The 21313-nt window shown below is 71.7% G+C and carries 12 protein-coding genes; 8 read left to right on the top strand and 4 right to left on the bottom strand.

Going from position 1 to position 21313, the window contains the following annotated elements:
* Nucleotides 1-91: 91 nt before the first annotated feature.
* Nucleotides 92-1594, bottom strand: coding sequence for a cobalamin B12-binding domain-containing protein (locus WME76_RS17460; protein WP_437961218.1), 1503 nt, complete (start codon nt 1592-1594; stop codon nt 92-94).
* 221 nt (nt 1595-1815) lie between these two features.
* Between WME76_RS17460 and pucL the strand changes: the two genes are divergently transcribed.
* The 4 genes from pucL to WME76_RS17440 all read left to right on the top strand — a co-directional run bounded on the left by pucL (nt 1816) and on the right by WME76_RS17440 (nt 7795).
* Nucleotides 1816-2661, top strand: a complete 846-nt coding sequence (gene pucL, locus WME76_RS17455; protein WP_437961217.1) for a factor-independent urate hydroxylase — start codon at nt 1816-1818, stop codon at nt 2659-2661.
* 33 nt (nt 2662-2694) lie between these two features.
* Complete coding sequence (locus WME76_RS17450; RefSeq protein ID WP_437961216.1) at nt 2695-4395, top strand: lipase maturation factor family protein; 1701 nt, start codon at nt 2695-2697, stop codon at nt 4393-4395.
* A gap of 333 nt (nt 4396-4728) precedes the next feature.
* Nucleotides 4729-6438 (top strand): DUF1592 domain-containing protein, encoded by a 1710-nt coding sequence (locus WME76_RS17445; RefSeq protein WP_437961215.1) that lies wholly within the window; start codon nt 4729-4731, stop codon nt 6436-6438.
* A 13-nt stretch (nt 6439-6451) separates the two neighbouring features.
* On the top strand, nt 6452-7795 hold the full coding sequence (locus WME76_RS17440; protein ID WP_437961214.1) for a DUF1552 domain-containing protein: 1344 nt from the start codon (nt 6452-6454) through the stop codon (nt 7793-7795).
* Nucleotides 7796-7890: 95 nt separating this feature from the next.
* Here the strand turns inward: WME76_RS17440 and WME76_RS17435 are convergent, their stop codons facing one another.
* Nucleotides 7891-12693 carry an nSTAND1 domain-containing NTPase gene (locus WME76_RS17435; RefSeq protein WP_437961213.1) on the bottom strand — a complete coding sequence of 1601 codons (4803 nt, stop codon included), beginning with the start codon at nt 12691-12693 and terminating at the stop codon, nt 7891-7893.
* Nucleotides 12694-12741: 48 nt separating this feature from the next.
* Between WME76_RS17435 and WME76_RS17430 the strand changes: the two genes are divergently transcribed.
* The 3 genes from WME76_RS17430 to WME76_RS17420 all read left to right on the top strand — a co-directional run bounded on the left by WME76_RS17430 (nt 12742) and on the right by WME76_RS17420 (nt 15858).
* Nucleotides 12742-12876 carry an ArsR/SmtB family transcription factor gene (locus WME76_RS17430; protein WP_437961212.1) on the top strand — a complete coding sequence of 45 codons (135 nt, stop codon included), beginning with the start codon at nt 12742-12744 and terminating at the stop codon, nt 12874-12876.
* A 142-nt stretch (nt 12877-13018) separates the two neighbouring features.
* The gene (locus WME76_RS17425) at nt 13019-14029 is read left to right on the top strand and encodes an NAD-dependent epimerase/dehydratase family protein (RefSeq protein WP_437961211.1); all 1011 of its coding nucleotides are present in this window, start codon (nt 13019-13021) and stop codon (nt 14027-14029) included.
* A 122-nt stretch (nt 14030-14151) separates the two neighbouring features.
* A complete protein-coding gene (locus WME76_RS17420) occupies nt 14152-15858 on the top strand; it encodes an RICIN domain-containing protein (protein ID WP_437961210.1) in 1707 nt (568 codons plus the stop codon).
* Nucleotides 15859-15862: 4 nt separating this feature from the next.
* Here WME76_RS17420 and WME76_RS17415 read toward each other — a convergent pair whose 3' ends face one another.
* Together WME76_RS17415 and WME76_RS17410 are read right to left on the bottom strand one after the other, a co-directional pair.
* Nucleotides 15863-17833, bottom strand: coding sequence for a hypothetical protein (locus WME76_RS17415; RefSeq protein WP_437961209.1), 1971 nt, complete (start codon nt 17831-17833; stop codon nt 15863-15865).
* A 45-nt stretch (nt 17834-17878) separates the two neighbouring features.
* The gene (locus WME76_RS17410) at nt 17879-20257 is read right to left on the bottom strand and encodes a heavy metal translocating P-type ATPase (RefSeq protein ID WP_437961208.1); all 2379 of its coding nucleotides are present in this window, start codon (nt 20255-20257) and stop codon (nt 17879-17881) included.
* Nucleotides 20258-20452: 195 nt separating this feature from the next.
* Here WME76_RS17410 and WME76_RS17405 point away from each other — a divergent pair, with 195 nt between their 5' ends.
* Complete coding sequence (locus tag WME76_RS17405) at nt 20453-21064, top strand: cadmium resistance transporter (RefSeq protein ID WP_437961207.1); 612 nt, start codon at nt 20453-20455, stop codon at nt 21062-21064.
* Nucleotides 21065-21313: the final 249 nt, after the last annotated feature.

Raw genomic sequence — 21313 nt, 5'->3', positions numbered from 1 at the left:
CGTCATCCATGCTCCTCATCGAGCGCCGGAGTACGGGGAAGGGCGGGAGATGAAGCGAGCGCCAGCGCGAGGGGGCGTGGCCGATCCGATCTCACGCGCCCCGCGCCGCGAGGAGCTCGTTCGCCACGTGGACGGCCCCGTCCGCGCTCGGCGCCGAGCCGTCGGCGCCGAGCTGCCTCCAGAGGCCGTCGACGACGCGGAACGGCTGCCCGCCGACCAGGAGCACGACGTTCCTGCAGCGGTCGTCGTCGCGGGCGGCGGTGATCAGCGCGTGCACGCTCGCGAGGTGCTCGGCGAGCGCGGCCGAGACCGCGAGGACGTCCGCCTGCCGTCGAACGACCACGTCGATCACGTCCTGGGCCGGCGTGCTGGCCCCCAGGTAGAACGTGTCCCACCCCTCCATCTCGAAGAAATCGGCGACGAAGCGCGCGCCGACCTCGTGGAGGTTGCCGTCCACGGAGGTGGCCACGAGCCGGCGACCGGCGCGGTCGGCGTTGAAGACGAGCGGATAGAGCTGGCTCACGATCGCCTGGGTGACCGCGGTGCAGTAGTGCTCCTCGGCGATGCTGATCTGGTGCGTCTGCCAGAGCCGGCCGATCTCGTACTGACACGGCTGGAAGACGTGAGCATAGATGTCCTTGATCGGCGTGCTCGCCTCGACCGCCTCCCGGATGAGCCTCAGCGCTCGCCCCCGGTCTCCCTGGAGCAACGCGTCGAGGTAGCCGCACGCGAGGGTGCCCAGGGGAGCGTCGGGTTGCACGAAGCTGGCGTGATCGACGTGGCCGGCGGCGAGCCGGACGATCGCCGCCGCGATGTACCGGCGCGGCGCCTCGGCGAGGTGCTCGGGGAGCGCGATCGCGATGGCGTCGCCGAGCGCGCCGAGGTGGGTCACGAGCGCCGCGGGGTCGAGGCCGAAGCTCGTCAGCAGCGATCGCACCCAGTCCGCGTACTCGCCGAAGAGCGCGGGCGTCTCCAGCTCGACCGCCGCGGCGAGCTGGGCGAGGTGGTGCCGGGCGTCCTCCAGGCAGCGGCCGCGCCGCGCGCCGTGCGCGAGCGCGTCCTCTGGGCGCCGCATGTAGCCGAGCGCGACGCTCATCGGCGCGATCCGCGGCGCCGCGCGCGCCAGGGCCTCGGCCGCATCCGCGCGCTCGTCGAGGGGCGCGGGCGCCTCGGCGGGGATGGTCGCGAGCGCGATGGGCGTCACGATCGGCGAGGCGTCGAGCCGCCGCCGGCCGGCCGCCAGCGCCTCCTGCGCGATCGCGGAGAGCGCGGGGGCGAGCTGCTCGCCGACGGCCGCGCCCAGCGCGTCCAGCGCGGCGCCGAGCGTGCTCCGCGGCACGCCGAGCCCCTCGATGAACACCGCGGTGAAGGCGCAGTACTCGCTGAACTGCTCGGCGCCCGCGGCGCGGAGCGCCGCCGAGAGCGCGTCGATGTGCGCGCCCACGTCCTCGCGGCAGCGCGCGAGGTCCTCTCGCCCGTCGCCGTCGCCTGGCGCTCGCCGCGCTGCCTTCAGCCGGTCGATCGCGGCGTCCATCAACGGCTCGCGGCGAGCGAGGAGCTCGTCCGCCGCCCTGTCGCGCTCTGGGATGACCATGTCGACATATCTGGTGACGTCCGATCACCGGCGCACGTCCGATATCGCACGGACCCGCCCGGGGGGGGCTCCCTCGCGGGCGGTCGCTCCGACGGAACGCGAGGGACGCAGCGCGCCGCTGGCGCCGCCGGCCCGCCGTACTTGAGCTGCCATCCTCCTTCAAGGTACGGTCTCCCGCGTCGCCGAGAGGCGTCGTTGCCCGGCGCGGGAGCTGAAGAGCGATGGCCATCTCCTTGGTGCGGAACAGCTACGGCAAATCGAGGGTGCGGCTGGTCAAGGTCCGCCGCGCGGAGGGGCGGCACGAGCTCACCGACATCGACGTCGACATCGAGCTCGAGGGCGACTTCGACGACGCCTACACGCAGGGCGACAACGGCAAGGTGCTGCCCACGGACACGATGAAGAACACCGTGTATGCGCTCGCCAAGGGCCATCCGGTCGAGCCGATCGAGGATTTCGGCGTCCTCCTGGCCGAGCACTTCCTCGGCAAGCCGCACACGCGCCGCGCGCGGGTCGCGATCGCGGAGAAGGTCTGGTCGCGCATCGACGCGGGCGGCGCGCCGCACCGGCACGCCTTCCTCCGCGCCGGGGGGGAGCGGCGGACGGCGGAGATCACGGCGGCCCCCGGCGAGCTCGCGATCGAGAGCGGCGTCGCGGACCTGCTCGTCCTCAAGACGACCGGCTCGGCGTTCTCGGGCTTCCCGCGCGACGCGTACACCACGCTCAGGGAGACCGACGACCGCATCCTCTCGACCCTCATGGTGGCGCGCTGGCGCACCGCGACCCGCGACGAGGCCCCCACGAGGACGTGGGAGAGCGCCCGCCGCGCCCTGCTCGAGACGTTCGCCGAGCAGCACAGCCTCTCGGTGCAGCACACCATCCACGCGCTCGGGAGCGCCGTCCTCGAGGCCTGCCCTGCCGTCGACGAGGTGAGCCTCTCGCTGCCCAACAAGCACTGCCTGCTGGTCGATCTCTCGCCCTTCGGGCTCAGCAACGACAACGAGATCTTCGTCCCGATGGACGAGCCCCACGGGCTGATCCACGCAACGATGAAGCGCGGTGGATGACCGGCGCGCGAGGGGGTTATCCTCTCGCGCCCGATGGCCCGCGAAGCGCCGCCCCCCGCCGCAGATCCGGCCGACCCCGCCGCAGATCCGGCCGACCCCGCCGCAGATCCGGCCGACGACGACGACCGCGCGCTGCTCCGGCGCATCCGGAGCCACCCGCTCCGCCGCTTCCTCGGCCCGCCGCGGTCCTATGTCCTGACGCGCTTCGTCCTGCTCCGCCTCCTCGGCCTCGTCTACTTCATCGCGTTCTTCTCGCTCGCCCGGCAGCTCGGCCCGCTCCTCGGCCCGCAGGGCCTCCTGCCGGCCGACCGCTTCCTCGAGCGCCTCGTCGACGTCACCGGCTCGCCCGGCGCGGCGTTCCGCCGGCTCCCCACGCTGTTCCTGTGGCTCGGCGCCTCGGAAGGCGTCCTCCTCGCCGCGGCCTGGGCGGGCGTGGCGCTGTCGCTCGCGGTGTGCGCCGGCGTCACCAGCGCGATCGTGCAGCTCGCGCTCTGGGCGCTCTACCTCTCGTTCGTGCACATCGGGCAGGTCTTCTACGGGTACGGCTGGGAGCACCAGCTCGCGGAGACAGGCTTTCTGGCCATCTTCCTCTGCCCGTTGCGCGGATTCCGGCCCTTCCGGTCGCCGCCTCCGCCCGTCGTGGTGATCTGGCTCTTTCGCTGGCTCATCTTCCGGATCATGCTCGGCGCCGGCCTGATCAAGCTCCGCGGCGACCCGTGCTGGACCGACCTGACCTGCCTTGTCTATCACTACGAGACGCAGCCGGTCCCGAGCCCGCTGAGCTATTACCTCCACCAGCTCCCCGCGTGGGCGCACGCGGTCGGCGTGCTCTTCAACCACCTCGTGGAGCTCGTCGTCCCCTGGTTCGCGTTCGGCCCCCGGCGCGCGCGCCACGTCGCCGGCGTGTTCCTGGTGCTCTTCCAGGCGATGCTGATCGCGAGCGGCAATCTCTCCTTCCTCAACTGGCTCACCATCGTGCCGGCGATCGCCTGCTTCGACGACGGCGCGCTCGGCAGGCTCTTCCCCGCGCGGCTCCGCGAGCGCGCCGCGGCGCTCGCCGAGCAGCTCTCCCCGTCGCGGGCGCACCGGATCGCCGCCGCCCTGCTCGCGGTCCTGGTGCTCTGCCTCAGCGTCAATCCGGTCATGAACCTGCTCTCGCCGCGGCAGGCGATGAACGCGACGTTCGACAGCTTCGGCCTGGTGAACACCTACGGCGCGTTCGGCAGCGTGGGTCGGGAGCGCTACGAGGTGATCCTCGAGGGCACGCGCGACGAGGCGCCGGGGGAGGGGACGAGGTGGATCGAGTACGAGCTGCCGTGCAAGCCCGGCGACGTGCGCCGGCGCCCGTGCCTCATCACGCCGTATCACTACCGCCTCGACTGGCAGATCTGGTTCGCCGCGTTCGGCAGCTACGAGAGCGAGCCGTGGCTCGTCCACCTCGTCTACAAGCTCCTCTCCGGCGACGCGGGCGCGCAGCGCCTGCTCGCGAGGAACCCTTTCCCGGACGCGCCGCCCCGCCACATCCGCGCCGAGCTCTACCGGTACAGCTTCACCCGCGTCGGCGACGGAAGCGGCGCGTGGTGGCGCCGCGTCCGCGTCGCGGAGTACCTGCCGCCGCTGTCCGTCGACGATCCGTCGCTGCTCCGCTTTCTCGCGGCGTACGGCTGGCTGCCCGCCTCCCGCGCGCTCACCCCGCCGCGCGACGAGCTCGACGGCGTCGAGCGCGCCCCCTGATGGGGGTTTAGCTCAGGCGTAACTATCCAGTCCTGTCCAGGCCGGCGCCGCCTCTCGATCGGCTCCAGCGGCTCGATCGCCTGAGCGAGAGCGGAATTTGATCCTTCTCGTGATCAAGGAGCCTCGCGGCGGGCATTCAGATCGCCGCTGCTCTGGCTTTCTGTCGAGTGGACTCCGTGTTGTGTCAGCGGTGGAGTCTTCTATCGAATCATTTCATCGCGGGCGCTGACCGGCCATTGGCGAGGACCTCCGGTGCCATGCATCGAGAGAAGCAGCGCTTGACGGCCAGCGAGACTCCACAATAGGTTGCGATTGACGGTAGGAGGTCACGGTATGGCGGACTTGAGATATCGTCGCTGGCGAGCGGGTCGCGTGCCGATCGTGACGCTCGCGCTGTCGCTCGCGGCCGGGTGTGAGCCCGGGCAGATCGGAATGGGAGGCTCGGGGGCGGACGGATGGACGTCCGGACAAGGAGGTCCCCAGGACGCCTGTGGGAGCAACGAGCGGCTCCCCGCGCCGCAGCGGCGCCTGACGCGATTCGAATACAACAACACGGTTCGCGATCTCCTCGGAACGTCGCAGACCCCCGCCGATCAGTTCCCGGCAGACGAGGTCGCCGGCGGCTTCAACAACAACGCGTCGGTGCTCACCATCTCTCCGCTGCACGCCGAGAAGTACCTCCTCGCAGCCGAGTCGCTCGCGGCCGAGGCCGTGGCGGGCGACCTCTCGAGGCTGCTGCCGTGCGATCCGGCGGCGGTCGAGGGCAAGGTCGATCAGGAGGAGGCGTGCGCCCGTCAGTTCGTCGAGCAGTTCGGCCGGCGCGCGTACCGCAGGCCGCTCGCGCCGGCGGAGGTCGAGCGGCTGATGCGCGCCTACGCGGCGGGGCGCACGGGCGGGTCGCTGCGCGAGGGCGTCGAGGTCGTCCTCCGGGCCGCGCTGCAATCGCCGAAGTTCCTGTTCCGCCTCGAGCTGCGCCACGATCTCGACGGCTCCGCGTCGAGGGTGCGCCTCGACCCGTACGAGCTCGCGTCGCGCCTGTCGTACCTCGTCTGGGCGTCGGGCCCCGACGACGACCTGCTCGCGGCCGCCGAGGCGGGCCTGCTCGAGACCCCCGAGCAGCTCGCCGAGCGGACCCGCGAGATGCTGGAGAGCCCGAAGGCGCGCCTGGCCATTGCGGAATTTTACAAGCAATGGCTCAACCTCGGGAAGCTCGAGAGCATCGTCAAGCTGGAGGGCATGTTCCCCGGATTCGACGAGGAGCTCGTCGCGGGGATGAGCGCGGAGACGCCTGCGTTCATCGATCACGTCCTCTGGTCGGGGGACCGCAAGCTCTCCAGTCTGCTGACCTCGCCGATCGGCTTTGCCACCGAGGCGGTCGCGGAGGTGTACGGCGTGAGCGTCCCGCCCGGATCGACCACACCGCAGCTCGTGAATCTCCCGGCCGAGCGCGCCGGGGTGCTCACGCAGCCCGCGTTCCTGGCCGTCCACGCGCATCCGGATCAGACCTCGCCGGTCCTGCGCGGCAAGGCCATCCGGCAGAAGTTCATGTGCCAGGAGCCGCCGCCGCCGCCGCCCGACGTCGACCTCAATCCGCCCAAGGGCGAGAAGGGCGTCACCGCGCGCGAGCGGTTCAACCAGCACGCCTCCGACGCCTCGTGCGCGGGCTGCCATCAGCTCATGGACCCGATCGGCTTCGCGTTCGAGAGCTTCGATGCCGTCGGCGCGTACCGCACCGAGGAGGGCGGGCAGATCATCGACACCTCGGGCGAGATCTTCGCGTCCGACGACATGGATGGCGCCTTCGTCGGCGTCCGCGAGCTGGCCGAGAAGCTCGCCGGGAGCGCGCAGGTCCGGGAGTGCCTCGCGACGCAATGGTTCCGCTACACGGCGGGCCGCTTCGAGACCGCCGGCGACGAGTGCTCGCTCGGCGCGCTGCGCGCGGGGTTCCACGGCACCGAGGGCGACCTCGTGGAGCTCATCGTGGGCACGACGCAGACCGAGGCCTTCATGTACCGCAGCGCGATCGCAGCAGAGGAGGACTGAGATGAGACCGCGATTGATTTCTCGACGACGGCTGCTCCAGGGCTCGCTGGCGGCGACGGCGGCGATCCCCCTGCTGAACGCCGACTGGGCCCGCGGCGACGAGAGCACCGCGCCGAAGCGCTTCGTTGTGTTCTACACGCCGAACGGCACGCTCGAGTCGCAATGGATGCCCCGGGGCACGGAGACCAACTTCACGCTGAGCCCGCTGCTGCAGCCGCTGGAGCCGTTCAAGGCGAAGCTGCTCCCGCTGCGCGGGATCAACATGGATGTCGTGGTCAACTCCAACATCGGCTCCGAGCACGCGCGCGGCATCGGCGGTCTGCTCACGGGGCGGGCGCTGCTCCGGGGCAATTTCCGGAGCTTCAACTCCAGCAACGCGGGCTGGTCGTCGGGGATCTCGCTCGATCAGCACCTGGCGAGCACGCTGAAGCCCTCGACGCTGTTCCGCACGCTGGAGCTCGGCGTCCAGGTCCGCGACGCGGAGGTGCGCGGCCGGATCTGCTACGGCGGGCCCGACCAGCCGATCCCCCCGCGCGAGGACCCGTACGACACCTTCGAGCAGCTCTTCGCGGCCGCGACGCCGGGGCAGAGCAGCGCCGACGCGATGGATCGGCTCCGGGCGCAGCGGCGGACCGTATTCGACATCCTCGGCGAGGAGATCGCGGACGTGCGGCCTCGCATCGGCGCGGAAGACCGCATCAAGCTCGACGCGCACATGCAGTCGATCCGGGACATCGAGGAGCGCCTGGCGGGCAGCAACGGCGGCGTCGCGGCCGCGGGGTGCACGGGTCCCGCGCTCGGCGAGCGCATCAACCTCTCGGACGACGCGAACATGCCCGCGATCGGCAAGCTCCAGATGGACATGGCGGCGGCGGCGCTCGCGTGCGACCTCACCCGGATCGTCACGATCCAGTGGTCGTACGCGGAGAGCGAGCACCTCTACCCGTGGCTCGACCTCCAGGGGAACCACCACGCCATCTCGCACCAGTGGGACACGGAGGGGAAGGCGCAGTACTCGAAGATCCACACGTGGTTCGCGGAGCAGCTCGCCTACCTGCTCGGGAAGCTCGACTCGTACGCGGAGGGAGATCGCACGCTCCTCGACAACACCGTCGTGCTGTGGGTCACCGAGATCAGCGAGTCGACGCAGCACGCGCTCACGAACATGCCGTTCCTGCTCGCCGGCAGCGCGGGCGGGGTGCTCCGCACCGGGCGGTTCGTGGATTACCTCGCCAACGGGGGGAAGGCGCGGCAGCATAACGATCTGCTGCTCACGATCGCGAACGCGATGGGCACCAACGACACCACGTTCGGGGATCCGGCGTTCTGCAGCGGGACGCTCCCGAGCCTCACGTAGCCGCGAGCGCGCCCCTCACGGGTATTGCATCTTTTTGCCGCCACGGGTTGTATTTCAGTCTTCGATACGCCCGGGCGTGCGCGTAGCGCATTACTTCAAAATTCGGAATCAGACGCTGATCCAGGCGTCCCGGCGGCCGCGTCCGGCGATGATCCCGCGGCCGCGGCGTGGGCCTCCGCGACGCGGCGGACGCAGGCTTCCCGACTGACTCGGGCCGTCTCTTCGGTGACCCGTAGGAGCTCTATCCTGCGCTCGACGGACATGCAGTAGGTGGTCGCGGTCCACAGCTTCGGGTCGTCGATGCCGCGCTGCGGCTCGAGGTCGGTCCACACCCGCACGGCCGTGTCATCCGAAGCGGTGACGATCCGCTTGCCATCCGGGCTGAACGCCGCGTAATTGATCGGAGAATCGGAGTCTTTGAGCATCGTGGGCTCGCCCGTACCGTCGGCGCTCCAGAGGCGCGTGGTCCTGTCCTGTGACGCGGTGACGATGCGCGTGCCATCGGGGCTGAACTTCGCCGAGTAAACCCTGTCCGTGTGACCGCGAAGGACCAAGGGCTCTCCGGAGCCGTCGGCGTTCCACACCCGCGCGGTCCCGTCAAACGAGGCGGTCACGATGCGCGTGCCATCGGGGCTGAGCTCCGCCGAGTGAACCCTGTCCGTGTGACCGCGAAGGACCACGGGCTCTCCGGAGCCGTCGGCGTTCCACACCCGCGCGGTCCCGTCATACGAGGTGGTGACGATGCGCGTGCCATCGGCGCTGAACTCCGCCGAGTAAACCCTGTTCGTGTGACCGCGAAGGACCAGGGGCTCTCCGGAGCCGTCGGCGTTCCACACCCGCGCGGACCCGTCATACGAGGCGGTGACGATGCGCCGCCCGTCAAGGCTGAACCTCGCCGAGCTGGTCCGGTCCTCGTGACCGCGGAGAATCAGTGGCTCTCCGGAGCCGTCGGCGTTCCACACCCGCGTGGTCCTGTCAAACGAAGCGGTGACGATGCGCTTGCCATCGGGGCTGAACTCCGCCGAGCAAACTCTATCTTCATGGCCGCGGAGGACCAGGGGCTCTCCGGATCCGTCGGCGTTCCACACCCGGATGGTCTTGTCAAACGAAGCGGTGGCGATGCGCTTGCCATCGGGGCTGAACTCTGCCGAACAAACCGCATTCTCATGACCACGAAGCAAGAGGGGATCCGGCGTGCCGTCGGCGTTCCACACCCGCGTGGTCTTGTCATACGAAGCGGTGACGATGCGCTTGCCATCGGGGCTGAACTCCGCCGAAGCGACGGCATCCTGATGACCGCGAAGCACGATGGGCTCGGACGCGCCGTCGGCGCTCCACACCCGCGTGGTCTTGTCTTGTGACGCGGTGACGATGCGCCTGCCGTCGGGGCTGAAGGTCGCCGCGGCGAGGCCCTCCTCGTGGCCGCGGAGCACGACGGGCTCCACCATGCCGTCGGCGCTCCACACCCGCGCGGTCCTGTCTTCTGACGCGGTGACGATGCGCCTGCCGTCGGGGCTGAATGCCGCCGCGAGGAGCGCATTCGCGTGACCGCGGAGCACGAGGGGCTCTCCCGTACCGTCGGCGTTCCACACCCGCGCGGTCCTGTCTTGCGATGCGGTGACGATGCGCCTGCCGTCGGGGCTGAACGCCGCCGCGAGGAGCGCATTCGCGTGACCGCGGAGCACGAGCGGCTCTCCCGTACCGTCGGCGTTCCATACCCGCGCCGTCCTGTCATGGGAGGCGGTGACGATGCGCCTGCCGTCGGGGCTGAACGCCGCCGAATAGATCCTGTCGTCGTGACCGCGGAGCACGAGGGGCTCTCCCGTACCGTCGGCGTTCCATACCCGCGCCGTCCTGTCGTAGGAGGCGGTGACGATGCGCCTGCCGTCGGGGCTGAACGCCGCCCAGGAGAGCGCCTCCATGTGGCCGCGGAGCACGAGGGGCTCTCCCGTACCGTCGGCGTTCCATACCCGCGCCGTCCTGTCGTAGGAGGCGGTGACGATGCGCTCGCCGCTCGGGCTGTAGGCCGCATGCATGACCCCCTCCGGGTGGTTGAGCACCGAGCGCGCTATCGGGCTGTGCAGCGCCCAGCGCGCGAGCCCGGCCCACCCTCGCGGGACGTCGGGCGGCTCGACCTCGCGGAGGAGCGCGAGCACGGTCGTGGGGTCAGCCTGGAGCTCGCGCGCGGTGGCCATGCGGGTGGCGTTGCGGGCTTGCAGCGCTTCGGCCTGCGCCCGAGCCGCGTGCTGGTCGGCGCGCGCGGCCTGCAGCTCGGCGCGCCTCGCCTGCTGGTCGGCGCGGATCGCCAGATACGACACGACGAGCGCGGCCATTCCGAGCGTGACGATTCCACCCGTGACGAGCCGCCGCCGCAGGCGCCGCGCGCGCTCGGCCAGGGCCACGACCGCGAGCAGGTAGCGCTCTTCGCGCCTGCCGAGCCCGACGCTGAAGGCGGCGCCCTGCTCGGCGCGCCGGCGGTCGAGCCATGCGCGGGCGTCCTCCGCCACGCGATCGCGCCAGAGCAGGCCCTCGGCCTGGCCGCTCGCTTCCCACTGCTGGGCCGCCGCGCGCACCTGCGCGAGAAACTGCGCGTCCTGCTCGCTGTCGTCGAGCCACCGGCGGAGCTTCGCCCACTGTTCGATCAGGGACTCGTGGACCAGCTCCGCGCTGGTGTCCCCGCGCTCGCCGCCTGCCTCGAGGAGCAGGAGCCGCGCACCTGAGAGCCGCTGGACCACCTGCGCCACCCCGCCCGCGGCGTTCGCCTCGCCGTCCAGCGAGAGCTCGCAGAGCTCGTCCAGGCTCACCACCGCGCGCGTGCGCTCCGGGGTGACAAGGCGTACCAGCACCGCCCTCGCCAGCCGCTGCTCGCGGGGCGTCATCCCGGAGAGCACCGCGTCCGCGTGCGCGGACAGGGCGCCGGCGAGGCCGCCGAGCTGCTCGTAGCTGCGTCGCGTGAGGAGCCGGAGCTCGCGGTCTCGCGCTTCCCACAGCTTCTCGGCCGTGAATTGCAGGAGCGGCAACGGGCCCCGCGTGCTCTCGAGCGCGCCCAGCATGTGCTCGATCATCTCCTCGGTCTCGAAGCGGTGGCCGGTCGCCACGAGCGGCCTCGTCAAGGCTTCGCGCAGGCCCTCGCGCCCCATGGGCGGCAAGAACCAGAGCCCGCCCGTCACGTCGGCCATGAAGTGGCGGTCCTCGGCCATGCGATCGAGGAAGTCCGAGCGGATGGCGAGCGCGACGCGCACGGGCGACGAGGCGTCGTCGGCCGCGCCCTCCAGGCAGGCGATGAACGCCGCCCGCTCCTCGGGCGCGGCGCCGAGCGTGTAGAGCTCCTCGAATTGATCGACGAAGAGCAGGATGCGACGCCTGCCCCCCTCGCGGCGACAGCGCGCGCGCAGCCGGGCGCCCAGATGACCCGGCTCGGAGCGCAGGGTGGTGACGAGCTCGTCGCGGCCGGCGTGAGCCGCCGAGCCCACCCCTGCGCCGGCCGCGTCCGGCTCGTCCGCCTGCGCGAGCACGTCGACCAGCGCGGAGAGCGGGCGGCGCCCCGGGCGCAGGATGAACGCGTCCCAGCGGTCCCCCGAGCGCTTCAGGGCCGGGATCACGCCTGCGCGCACGAACGACGATTTGCCCACCCCGGAAGGCCCGGCGATGGCCACGAGCCGCTGGTTGCGGAGCCACGCGGCCATCGCGGCGATGTCGCGATCGCGGCCGAAGAAGCGCGCGGCGTCCGCCTCCTGGAAGGACGACAGGCCGGCAAACGGGCTCTCGTCCTCGCCCAGCGCGGGTGCCTTCCGGTCGGGCAGGAGCGCCTCGAGCTCGGCGAGGAGCTCCTTGGCCGAGCCGATGCGCTCGGCCTTGCGCTTCTTCAGGCAACGGTCGATGACGGCGCCGAGCGCGCCCGCGCCCTTTCGCCGCGCGCCGGCGCTGGGCATGGGAACATCGAAATCCGCGAGCTCGAAGAGCGACGCGGGCGAGAACGGGTCGAGCGGGTGCGCCCCTGTCACCAGCTCGTACAGCATGATGCCCATCGCCCAGATGTCGGCGCGGCAATCGATATCCCTGCCCCGCAGCTGCTCGGGCGACATGTACGGGAGCGTGCCGATGATCGTGCTCTCTCCCGGGTGGACTACGTCTCTGGTGAGCGGCTCCTGCGCGCTCGTGATCGTGGCGGTCACGCGGGCCTCGAGCTGCTTGGCGATGCCGAAATCGACCACCTTGATGGATCCCGCGTCGTCGAGGAGGATGTTCTCCGGCTTGAGATCGCGGTGCACGATCCCGAGCTCGTGCGCGCAGGCCAGCGCGCGGGCCACCGGGATCATGAGCTCGACCGCCAGGCTGGCCGATACAGGGCCGGGCGGGGCGTCACCGGCGGCGGACTGCTCGGGTCCGCTGCGGCGCTCGCGCTGGGCCACCCACTCGCGCAGCGTGCGACCCTTGATGTACTCGAGCACCATGTACGGATGTCCGTGGACCTCGTCCACCTCGTGGATCACCACGATGTTGTCGTGCCTGCAACGGGCTGTCACCCGCGCTTCTGCGAGGAAGCGGCTCGCCTGCGGGCCGCTGTATTCGAGGAGGAGCTTGATGGCGACCAGGCGTCCGAGCTTCGTGTCGCGGGCCAGGAACACGGTGCCCATGCCGCCCTGGGCCAGCTTGCGGATGATCTCGTAATGCTTGAGGGCGGAGCCGGCGTCCGGCAGCACCCGGTCCGCGACGGGCTCGGCCGGCGTTGCTGGCGCCGCGGCGAGCGGCGCGGGCTCGCGCGCTCGCACGCCGAGCGCCGACGGGGCCGTGGATCCGGCCGGCGCGGTGAGATCGAACGTGCGCCCGGGATCTCCGCTGGAGATTTCGGGCGAGCTCCGGCTGCGATGATCGTGATCCATGACCCTTTCAAGCATGATAATCGATGATCTCAGACGCTGACGCGCCTCGAGGCGCGCCTCGGCGTGCTCGAGGCGCTCGCCGACGCCTCGCGGCTGCAGGTGGTGAACGCCCTGCTGGAGCGGCCTCACTGCGCCGAGGAGCTGGCCGAGCGGCTGGGGCGCGCGCCGTCCACCGTCTCCTTCCACCTCCGCGAGTGAAGCGCCTCGGCGCCTGAGGGCGGGTCAGCGCCCGCGCGCTCGTCCTCCACGCCGGCCCCGTGGATGATGTCTTGCATTTTTGCCGCCACGGGTTGTTTTTCTGGGCGTTGTCTTGCATCGGTGCAACCACCATCCTGGTTGCATGAACAACGCATCGCCCGTCGACGGCTCCTCGTCTCGCCTCCACGTCGTGCTCGGCGCCGGCCAGATCGGCCCGCGGGTCGCGGACCTCTTGCTCGCGCGGGGCCACCGCGTGCGCCTGGTGCAGCGCACCCGGCGCGCCCCGGAGCGGCCGGGGCTCACGTCGGTGTGCGGCGACATCACCGATCTCGCCTTCGCCGAGGAGGCCACGCGCGGGGCCAGCGTGGTCTACGATTGCATGAACCCGCCCTACCATCTCTGGGCCGAGCAGCTGCTGCCCATCGCCCGTGGCGCCGTGCACGGCGCGAGCAAGGCGGGCGCGAGGCTCGTGGCCCTCGACTGCCTCTACATGTACGGCGTCCCCGACGGCCCCATGCGCGAGGACTCGCCGCGCCGGCCGTGCAGCAGGAAGGGCGCGCTGCGCGTCGAGCTCGAGGAGATGCGCCTCGCGGCCCAGCGCCGCGGCGACGTCCGCGTGGCCGTCGGGCGCGCGAGCGACTTCTTCGGCGCCGACGTGCCGCTGTCCGCCTGGGGAGACCGCTTCTACGCGCGCGCGCTCGCCGGGAAGGCCGTCGAGTGCATGGGTGATCCCGACATGCCCCATTCGTACACGTACGTGGAGGACGTGGCGCGGGGCCTCGTGACGCTGGGCGAGCGAGAGGAGGCCATGGGCCACATCTGGCACCTGCCGACGGCGCCCGCGGAGAGCACGCGCGCGCTCGCGCGGCGCCTGGGCCGCGCCCTCGACGTCGAGGTGAAGGTGGCGCGGCTCCCGCGCTTCGTGCTGCGCGCGGCGGGCCTGTTCTCGCCCTTCCTGCGCGAGGCGGCCGAGATGGCGTATCAGTGGGATGTGCCCTATGTCATCGACGACTCGCGCTTCCGCCACGCCTTCGGCTGGTCGGCGACTCCCATCGATCGGCAGGTGGCGGAGATCGCTGCCTGGGCCCGGAACAAGTACGGTCTCGCCGCCCCGCCGCAGCCCGCCACGGCGATCTCTGCCGGTCGGGCCTGAGCGGGCCAGAAGACGATGCGCGCGGCCGCGATCGATCCTGCGCAGATCGCACCGGAACGGAACATGTCAGTCCGGGCATAGCGGGCGCGAGGGCCTTGACAGGCCAGGTTGAAGGCGTGGAGATGAGCCTCTGTCTGGAGGGCATCATGCGTCGTTCTTCCTTGTCTCCGGTCCCGTGCCTGCTGGCTGTCACGCTCGGCCTCGCGTCCTGCGGCGATGCTGGCCAGCCCGACCCCTCCGAGGGGTCGGCTTCCGCGGGCGGCGCCGCCCCCGGCGTCGGCGCGTCCGGCGGACCGTCGTCCGGAAGCGGCAGCTCGGCCTCCGGCAACGGCAGCTCGGCCTCCGGCAGCGGAGGGGCGGCGTCTGTCGGCGGCGCCTCCAGCACCGGCGCGACGGGCGGCTCCACGCCCGGCGACGGCGGCGGCGGGCCGGACGAGACGCCGGCGGATCTCGGCCCTCTGGTCAACGGGATCCAGTGGGCCGACTCCTCGGGCAACCCCATCCAGGCGCACGGCGGAGGGGTGATCAAGGTGGGGTCGTATCACTACTGGTTCGGGGAGAACCGGAACCCGGACGGGACGTTCTACGCCGTCTCCGCGTACCGCTCGCAAGACCTGCGTCACTGGGAGTTCAGGAACCATGTCCTGACGATGGACTCGGACGAGGACCTCGATCCGGCGAACATCGAGCGCCCGAAGGTGGTCTACAACGAGTCCACCGGCAAGTACGTGATGTGGATGCACTGGGAGAACGGGGTGAACTACGGCGAGGCGCGGGCCGCTGTCGCGAGCGCGGACACCGTGGACGGCGATTACACGTACCACGGCAGCTTCCGGCCCCTCGCCGGCAGCGGGGTGACCGACCACGGCAAGCCCGGGTACATGTCCCGGGACTGCGGGCTCTTCGTGGATGACGACGAGAAGGGCTATTTCATCTCGGCCTCGAACGAGAACTACGATCTCAACCTGTACCAGCTCACCCCCGATTACCTGAAGATCGACCGCCTCGTCGCGGTGCTCTTCCCCGGCGGGCACCGCGAGGCGCCCGCGCTGTTCCGGCGGAAAGGCACCTATTTCCTGCTGACCTCCGGGGCCACGGGCTGGTCGCCCAACCAGGCCAAGTACGCGACCTCCCGCTCCCTCGCCAGCGGCTGGTCGTCGATGACCAACGTCGCCGACGGCACGACGTTCCACTCCCAGTCGACGTTCGTGCTCCCGGTCCAGGGCAGCTCGGGGACATCCTACCTGTACATGGGAGATCGCTGGGCCGGCGCCTGGAGCGGGCGGGTCAACGACTCGACCTATGTCTGGCAGCCGATCTCGTTCCCGTCGGACACCACCATGAGCATGAGCTGGAGCAACACGCTGACCATCGACACGGCGGCCGGCACCGTCTCGGGGGCGACGAACAACTTCAAGCTCGTGAACAAGAAGAGCGGCAAGGTGATGGAGGTCGCGGGAGCGTCATCGGAGGACGGGGCCGCGGTGGTCCAGAACCCGGACGGCGGCGGGGACAACCAGGAGTGGAGCTTCAACTACAATGGATCGGGCCACTTCCGGCTGACCAACGTCAGGAGCGGCAAGGTGCTCGACGTCCCTGACGAGTCGAAGAACGACGGCATCGCGCTGAAGCAATGGACGAACCACGACGGAGACAACCAGGCGTGGCTGTTCATCGACGTCGGCGGCGGCGACTACCAGATCCGGAACAAGAACAGCGGCAAGCTCATCGGGGTCGTCCAGGGCTCCACGGACGACGCCGCCGCGATCGAGCAGCGGGGGAGCAGCGGCGGCGACGAGCAGCGGTGGCGGATCGTCGTCGCCGACTGACGGACTACGATCGCGGGCGGCTGCGGCGCGCGAGGGCGAGGAGGCCCGAGAGCGCCGCGGCGAGCGCGGCGGCGCCGCCCGGAGAGCGCGCCGGGCCAGAGGCGCTGCACCCCGCCGCGGCCGGCGCGAGGTCGCCGCCCGTGTCCGCGTCGTCGCCGGTCAGCTCGGCGCCGTCGGACAGCACCGGCAGCGCGTCGGGCTCGTGCAGGTCGCGGACCGACACCGGCACGTCGAGCAGCTCGTCGCCCGTGAACGAGGTGGACAGCACCTCTGCGCGGTCCTCCGGCGCGAACGCCGCGGTCGCCGCGAGGCGCGCGGGGGAGCCGCCCGCGCTCGCCGCCTGGAACAGCGTGTTGCCGATGGTCACGTACCAGCTCCCGTCGGCCCAGCGCCCGTGCCCGAGGTCCGTGCTGACGCGCTCGGGCGCTCCCCCCGGCCGGCCGATGTAACGGTTGCCGTCATTCAGGAAGAGGACCTCGCCGGTGTCGCTGAGGCCGTCGTGGCCGACCCGGAGCTTCGTTTGATCGAACTGGCTCGACGTCGCGAAGTTGCTGATCTGATGCTGCTCGCCGTCGGGGGTCCGCAGCCATACCTGGTTGACGGCGCCGTCGGTCTCCAGGAATCCCACGTGGCCCGCGTGCGCCAGCAGCCCGGCCGAGCTGCCGGTGATCGAGTCGCCCAGGAACACCTCTTCTCCATCCGCCGTGTACAGGTAGCTCGAGCTCGTGCGCCCGTCCCACCAGCGACCGACGACGTTCGTCCCGTCGGCGATCGGCCGCTGCAGGTTGCCCTCGTGATCCCCGAGGAGCGACCCCCCGGGCCCGACGATCGCGCCGCGCTCGTAGGTCCCGAAGTAGATCCCGCCGGACGCCGTGATGTCGGCCTGGAACGGCGACCTGCTGCCCGCGCTCGACCAGAGGGTCCGGTTCGTCCCCGTGGACAGCGTGTGCGCGAGGGCCCAGTCGTCGCTGTTCGTCGTCCACACCGCCGTGTCCCCGTTCACCGCGTCGAGGCGCGCCGCGCGCGCGACGGTGTTCCGGGTGCCGTTGACCCAGGAGCGGATGTAGCCGTTCATCGTCTGGTACACGGCCCCGGACGGCGTGAGCGCCCCGTAGACCGCGCTCAGCGGGGTGATCCCTTCTCCTTGCGGGATCGTCTCGATCCACGTGACGGCCTGCGTGGCGCGCTCGAAAATGCCGATGCGCCCGCGATGATCCAGGAGAAGGAACCGCGTGGCATCGAAGTCGAGGATGGCGCCGGGGGCGCGCTGGACGACGGTGAGCTGCGGGCTCCGGTCGACATGGATCGGGCCGACCGTCCTCGTGACGGTGCCCACGTCGTCGCTGGCCTCGATCGTGAGCGTGTACGTCCTGCCCGACGGGATCGCCGGGATCCCGTCGTTGCCGCCGGACTGCCACTCCTTGAGGTAGAGCCGCCCCGGCACAGGCGAGGGGGACCACCACCGATCGTTCTCGAGCGTGACGCTCCCGTCGGCGCTGCTGAAACGTGCCACGATGCTCATGCACTCGTACGGCGGCGTCGGGATGCACTTTGCGTCGAAGCGCTGGCCTGCCGTGAGGGTGTCGTTCGGTAGCACGTTCCACGCGAGGGTCGGCGGCGCGTACCGGTGCAGGGTGCGCTGCGCGCTCCCCATGTCGCCGAGCGTGCTGTACGCATCGACCGTCAGGACGTGAGGGCCATAGGGAAGCGCGCCCCCGAGCTCGCCGAGATCGAGCGACCCCTCGAAGTAGCCGTCTTCCGCTGGCGTGAGCTCGATGATGAGCCCTTCGAACTCCGCTTCTACATAATAGATGTCATCTGGAGACGACGCGGCGACCCGCACCGGGATCGTCTCGCTTTCGATGAACCTGTCCACCTCGATGCTGCCGATCGTGACGGCTGCGTGGGCGGCCTCGGCCGAGAGGGACAGGACAAGGGCAATCGCGGTGCCAACGTGTCGACGGTAAGCTTGCATGGACCCTCCGTGTTTCGGGAGGGTTCGTTGCGCCAGCGGCCGCTCTCATTCATTCCTTCCGCGTCGGCCGAACGCGCGGAGCCGGAGCGAGTTGCCGAGCACCGACACGCTCGACAGCGACATCGCCGCGCTGGCGAGGACGGGCGAGAGGAGCCATCCGGTCAGCGGGTACAGCAGGCCCGCCGCGATCGGGATGCCGATCACGTTGTAGACGAAGGCCCAGAACAGGTTCTGCCGGATCGTGCGCAGCGTGGCGCGCGCGAGCGCGAGCGCCGTGGGCAGACCGGCGATCCCGCCGCGGAGCAGCGCCACGTCGGCGGAGGCGACCGCGATGTCCGTGCCGCTGCCGAGGGCGACGCCCACGTCGGCGCCGGCGAGCGCGGGCGCGTCGTTGATGCCGTCGCCGACCATCGCCACCCGGCGTCCGGCGGCCCGCTGCTCGCGGACGATCCGCGCCTTGTCCTCGGGCTTCACCTCCGCGAACACGTCGCGGATGCCGAGCTCCTCGGCGACGGCGCGCGCCGCGCCCGCCCGATCGCCGGTCACCATGGCCACCTCGACGCCGAGCTCCCGCAGCGCGGCGACGGCGCGCCGCGCCTCCTCGGTCGGCCGGTCGGCGACCGCCACGAGCCCCGCGAGCCGCCCGTCGACGGCCACGAACGACGGCGTGCGGCCCTGCGCGGCCAGGCGCTCGGCCGCCGCCTCCAGCGCGTCGGTCGCGACGCCCGCGCGCTGCAGCCACGCCGCGGTGCCGGCGCGCACGAGGCGGCCCGCGACGCGCGCCTCGATCCCGTGGCCGATCTCCGCGCGGAACGCCGACGCCGGCGCGACCGCGACCCCGCGGCCGCGCGCGCCCTCGACGATCGCCCGCGCCACCGGGTGCTCGCTCTCGTGCTCCGCGGCCGCCAGGAGGCCGAGGAGCTCGGCCTCGCCGCGGTCCTCCAGGGCGACGACATCGGTGAGCTCGGGCCGCCCCGAGGTGAGCGTCCCCGTCTTGTCGAGCAGCACCGTGTCGACGCGGCTCGCGGCCTCGAGCGCCGCGCCGCCCTTGACCAGGACGCCGAGCTCCGCGCCGCGCCCTGTCCCGACGGCCACGGCGGCGGGCGTGGCCAGCCCGAGCGCGCACGGGCACGCGATGACGAGCACCGAGACGAACCGCTCGATCGCGGTGGCGAGGCCGCCCTCGGTCGGGTCGACCGCGAGCCACCCGACGAGGGTGAGCGACGCGACGCCGAGGACGACGGGGACGAAGATCCCGCTCACCACGTCGGCGAGCCGCGCGATCGGCGCGCGCGACCCCTGCGCCTGCTCGACGGCCTCGACGATGCGCGCGAGCGCCGTGTCGGCGCCGGTCTTCGTGACGCGGAAGGTGAGGGCGCCGCTCTGGTTGAGCGTCCCGCCGAGCACGGCCGCGCCGGCGGTCTTGTCGACGGGCATGCTCTCGCCGGTGAGCATCGCCTCGTCGACCGCGGACGCGCCGCGGACGACCTCGCCGTCGGTCGCGATGCGCTCGCCGGGCCGCACCAGCACGAGGTCGCCGGGCGCGAGCGCGGCGGCGGGCACCTCGTCGACGGCGTCGCCTCGGACGCGCCGCGCGGTCCTCGGCTGGAGCGCCACGAGCCCGCGCACGGCGTCGGCGAGCCGCCTTCGCGCGCGCGTCTCGAGGAGCTTGCCGATCAGCACGAAGGTGACGATCGCCGCCGCGGCCTCGAAGTAGACGGGCGGCGCGTGGCCGTGCGCGGCGTGCGGGAAGAGCCCTGGCGCCGCGACCGCGGCGGTCGAGTAGAGCCAGGCGGCGCCCGCCCCGAGGCTCACGAGGGTGTTCATGTCCGCGGCGCGGTGCCGGAGCGCGCTCCACGCGAGGCGGAAGAACCGTCGCCCCGGCCCGAGGACGACGACGGTCGCGAGCGCGAGCGAGAGCCAGCGCCCGGCGGGGCCGTCGAGCGCCGGGATCGCGCCGTGGGACATCGCCACGACGAGCAGCGGCGCGGTGAGCAGGCCGGCGATCGCGACGTCGCGCCGGAGCGCCCGCTGCTCCTCCTGTTCGGCCGCGTCCATGGCGGCGGCGCGCTCCTCGGCGGCAGGTCGCGGCGCAGGTCGTGGCCGGGCGGCCGGGGCGGGGGCCTCCGGCGCGTCGGGGGTGCCGGGCACCTCGTAGCCTGCGTCGACGATGGCGCGGGCGAGCGCGGCCGGCGTGGTCGCCTGCGCGTCGTAGGTGACGGTGGCCCGCTGGGTCACCAGGTTGACCGTCGCCTCCTGGACGCCGGGCGCCGCGCGCAGCGCCCGCTCGACGCGGCGCACGCACGCCGCGCAGGTCATGCCTTGCACCGGGAGGTCTGTCCGGGCGCCCTGCGCTGCGGGCGCTGCCGGCGCGGTGGCGCCCATCGCGCTGGTCGGCTCTGCGGGCGGGGGGATCGTTGCCATGCTTCTCCTCGTGCGGGCGCGCGGCTCGTCTCGTGTTGCCCTGCGCAGACGCGCGGTCCCTCCGGCCATCACGGTCTAGCCCAGGAGGCGCCAGGGGGGCAGCGGCGGCGTCGTCGAGGAGCGCGGACCGCGCGGCGCCGGCGCCTCGCCGGCTGAGCGCGCCGCCGCCCGCGGTGCTACGTCCGCGGCCGCACCATGGAGCAGATCCTTCCGGCTCTCGGGGTGAGCGCTGTCGTGTTCATCTCCACGAACATCGACGACATCCTCCTGCTCTCGGCGTTCTTCGCGGACCCCGCCTTCACCCCGCGCCAGATCGTCGCCGGTCAGCTCCTCGGCATGGCGGCGCTCGTGGCGGCGAGCGTCGCGTGCGCGCTCCTCGCCGTCCGCGTGCCGGAGGGGTGGATCGGCCTGCTCGGCCTGGCGCCCCTCGCGCTCGGCCTGAGGGGCCTGTGGGCGCTCTGGCGGGGGGAGGCCGAGGAAGAGGAGGGCTCCGAGGACAGGCCGCGCGGCGCCGCGTCGCGCTTCCGGGCGCTCGCGGTGGCGAGCGTCACGGTCGCCAACGGCGGGGACAACCTCGGCGTCTACATCCCGCTGTTCTCCAGCGCTCCCGGGCTCATCCCGCTCCACGCGGCGGTGTTCGCGGTCATGACCGGCGTCCTGTGCGCGCTCGGCCACCACCTCGTCAACCACCCGGTCCTGGGCAGCCGCATCCGGCGCCATGGCCGCGTGGCGCTGCCGCTCGTCCTCATCGGCCTGGGGCTCTGGATCCTCTCGGATGCCCTCGTCCTCGTCCGTCACGCTCCGTGAGGGCGAAGGAGACGAGCCACAGCCGTGGTTCTGTGGTGGGGAAGAAGGAGAACCACAGAGGCACAGAGGGCACAGAGGAGAGAGAAAGAAGAGAGGAGGGGTGTCGTCGGTGCCTCTCTCAGCTCGTTCGCCATCCATCGCGTCGCTGAACCAGGAGGCTCACGGGCAGCGCTGGCCTGGTCAGGGTGGTAGAGAGAGCGGAATTTTACACAATGAGGCGCGTTGCCCGCGGCGGGCGCTCGGTGCTTG

The sequence above is a fragment of the Sorangium sp. So ce119 genome (assembly GCF_051524405.1).
Lineage (GTDB): Bacteria > Myxococcota_A > Polyangia > Polyangiales > Polyangiaceae > Sorangium > Sorangium cellulosum_G.
The sequence above is the reverse complement of the archived record's forward strand: the minus strand, read 5'-3'. Positions and strand labels throughout refer to the sequence as shown.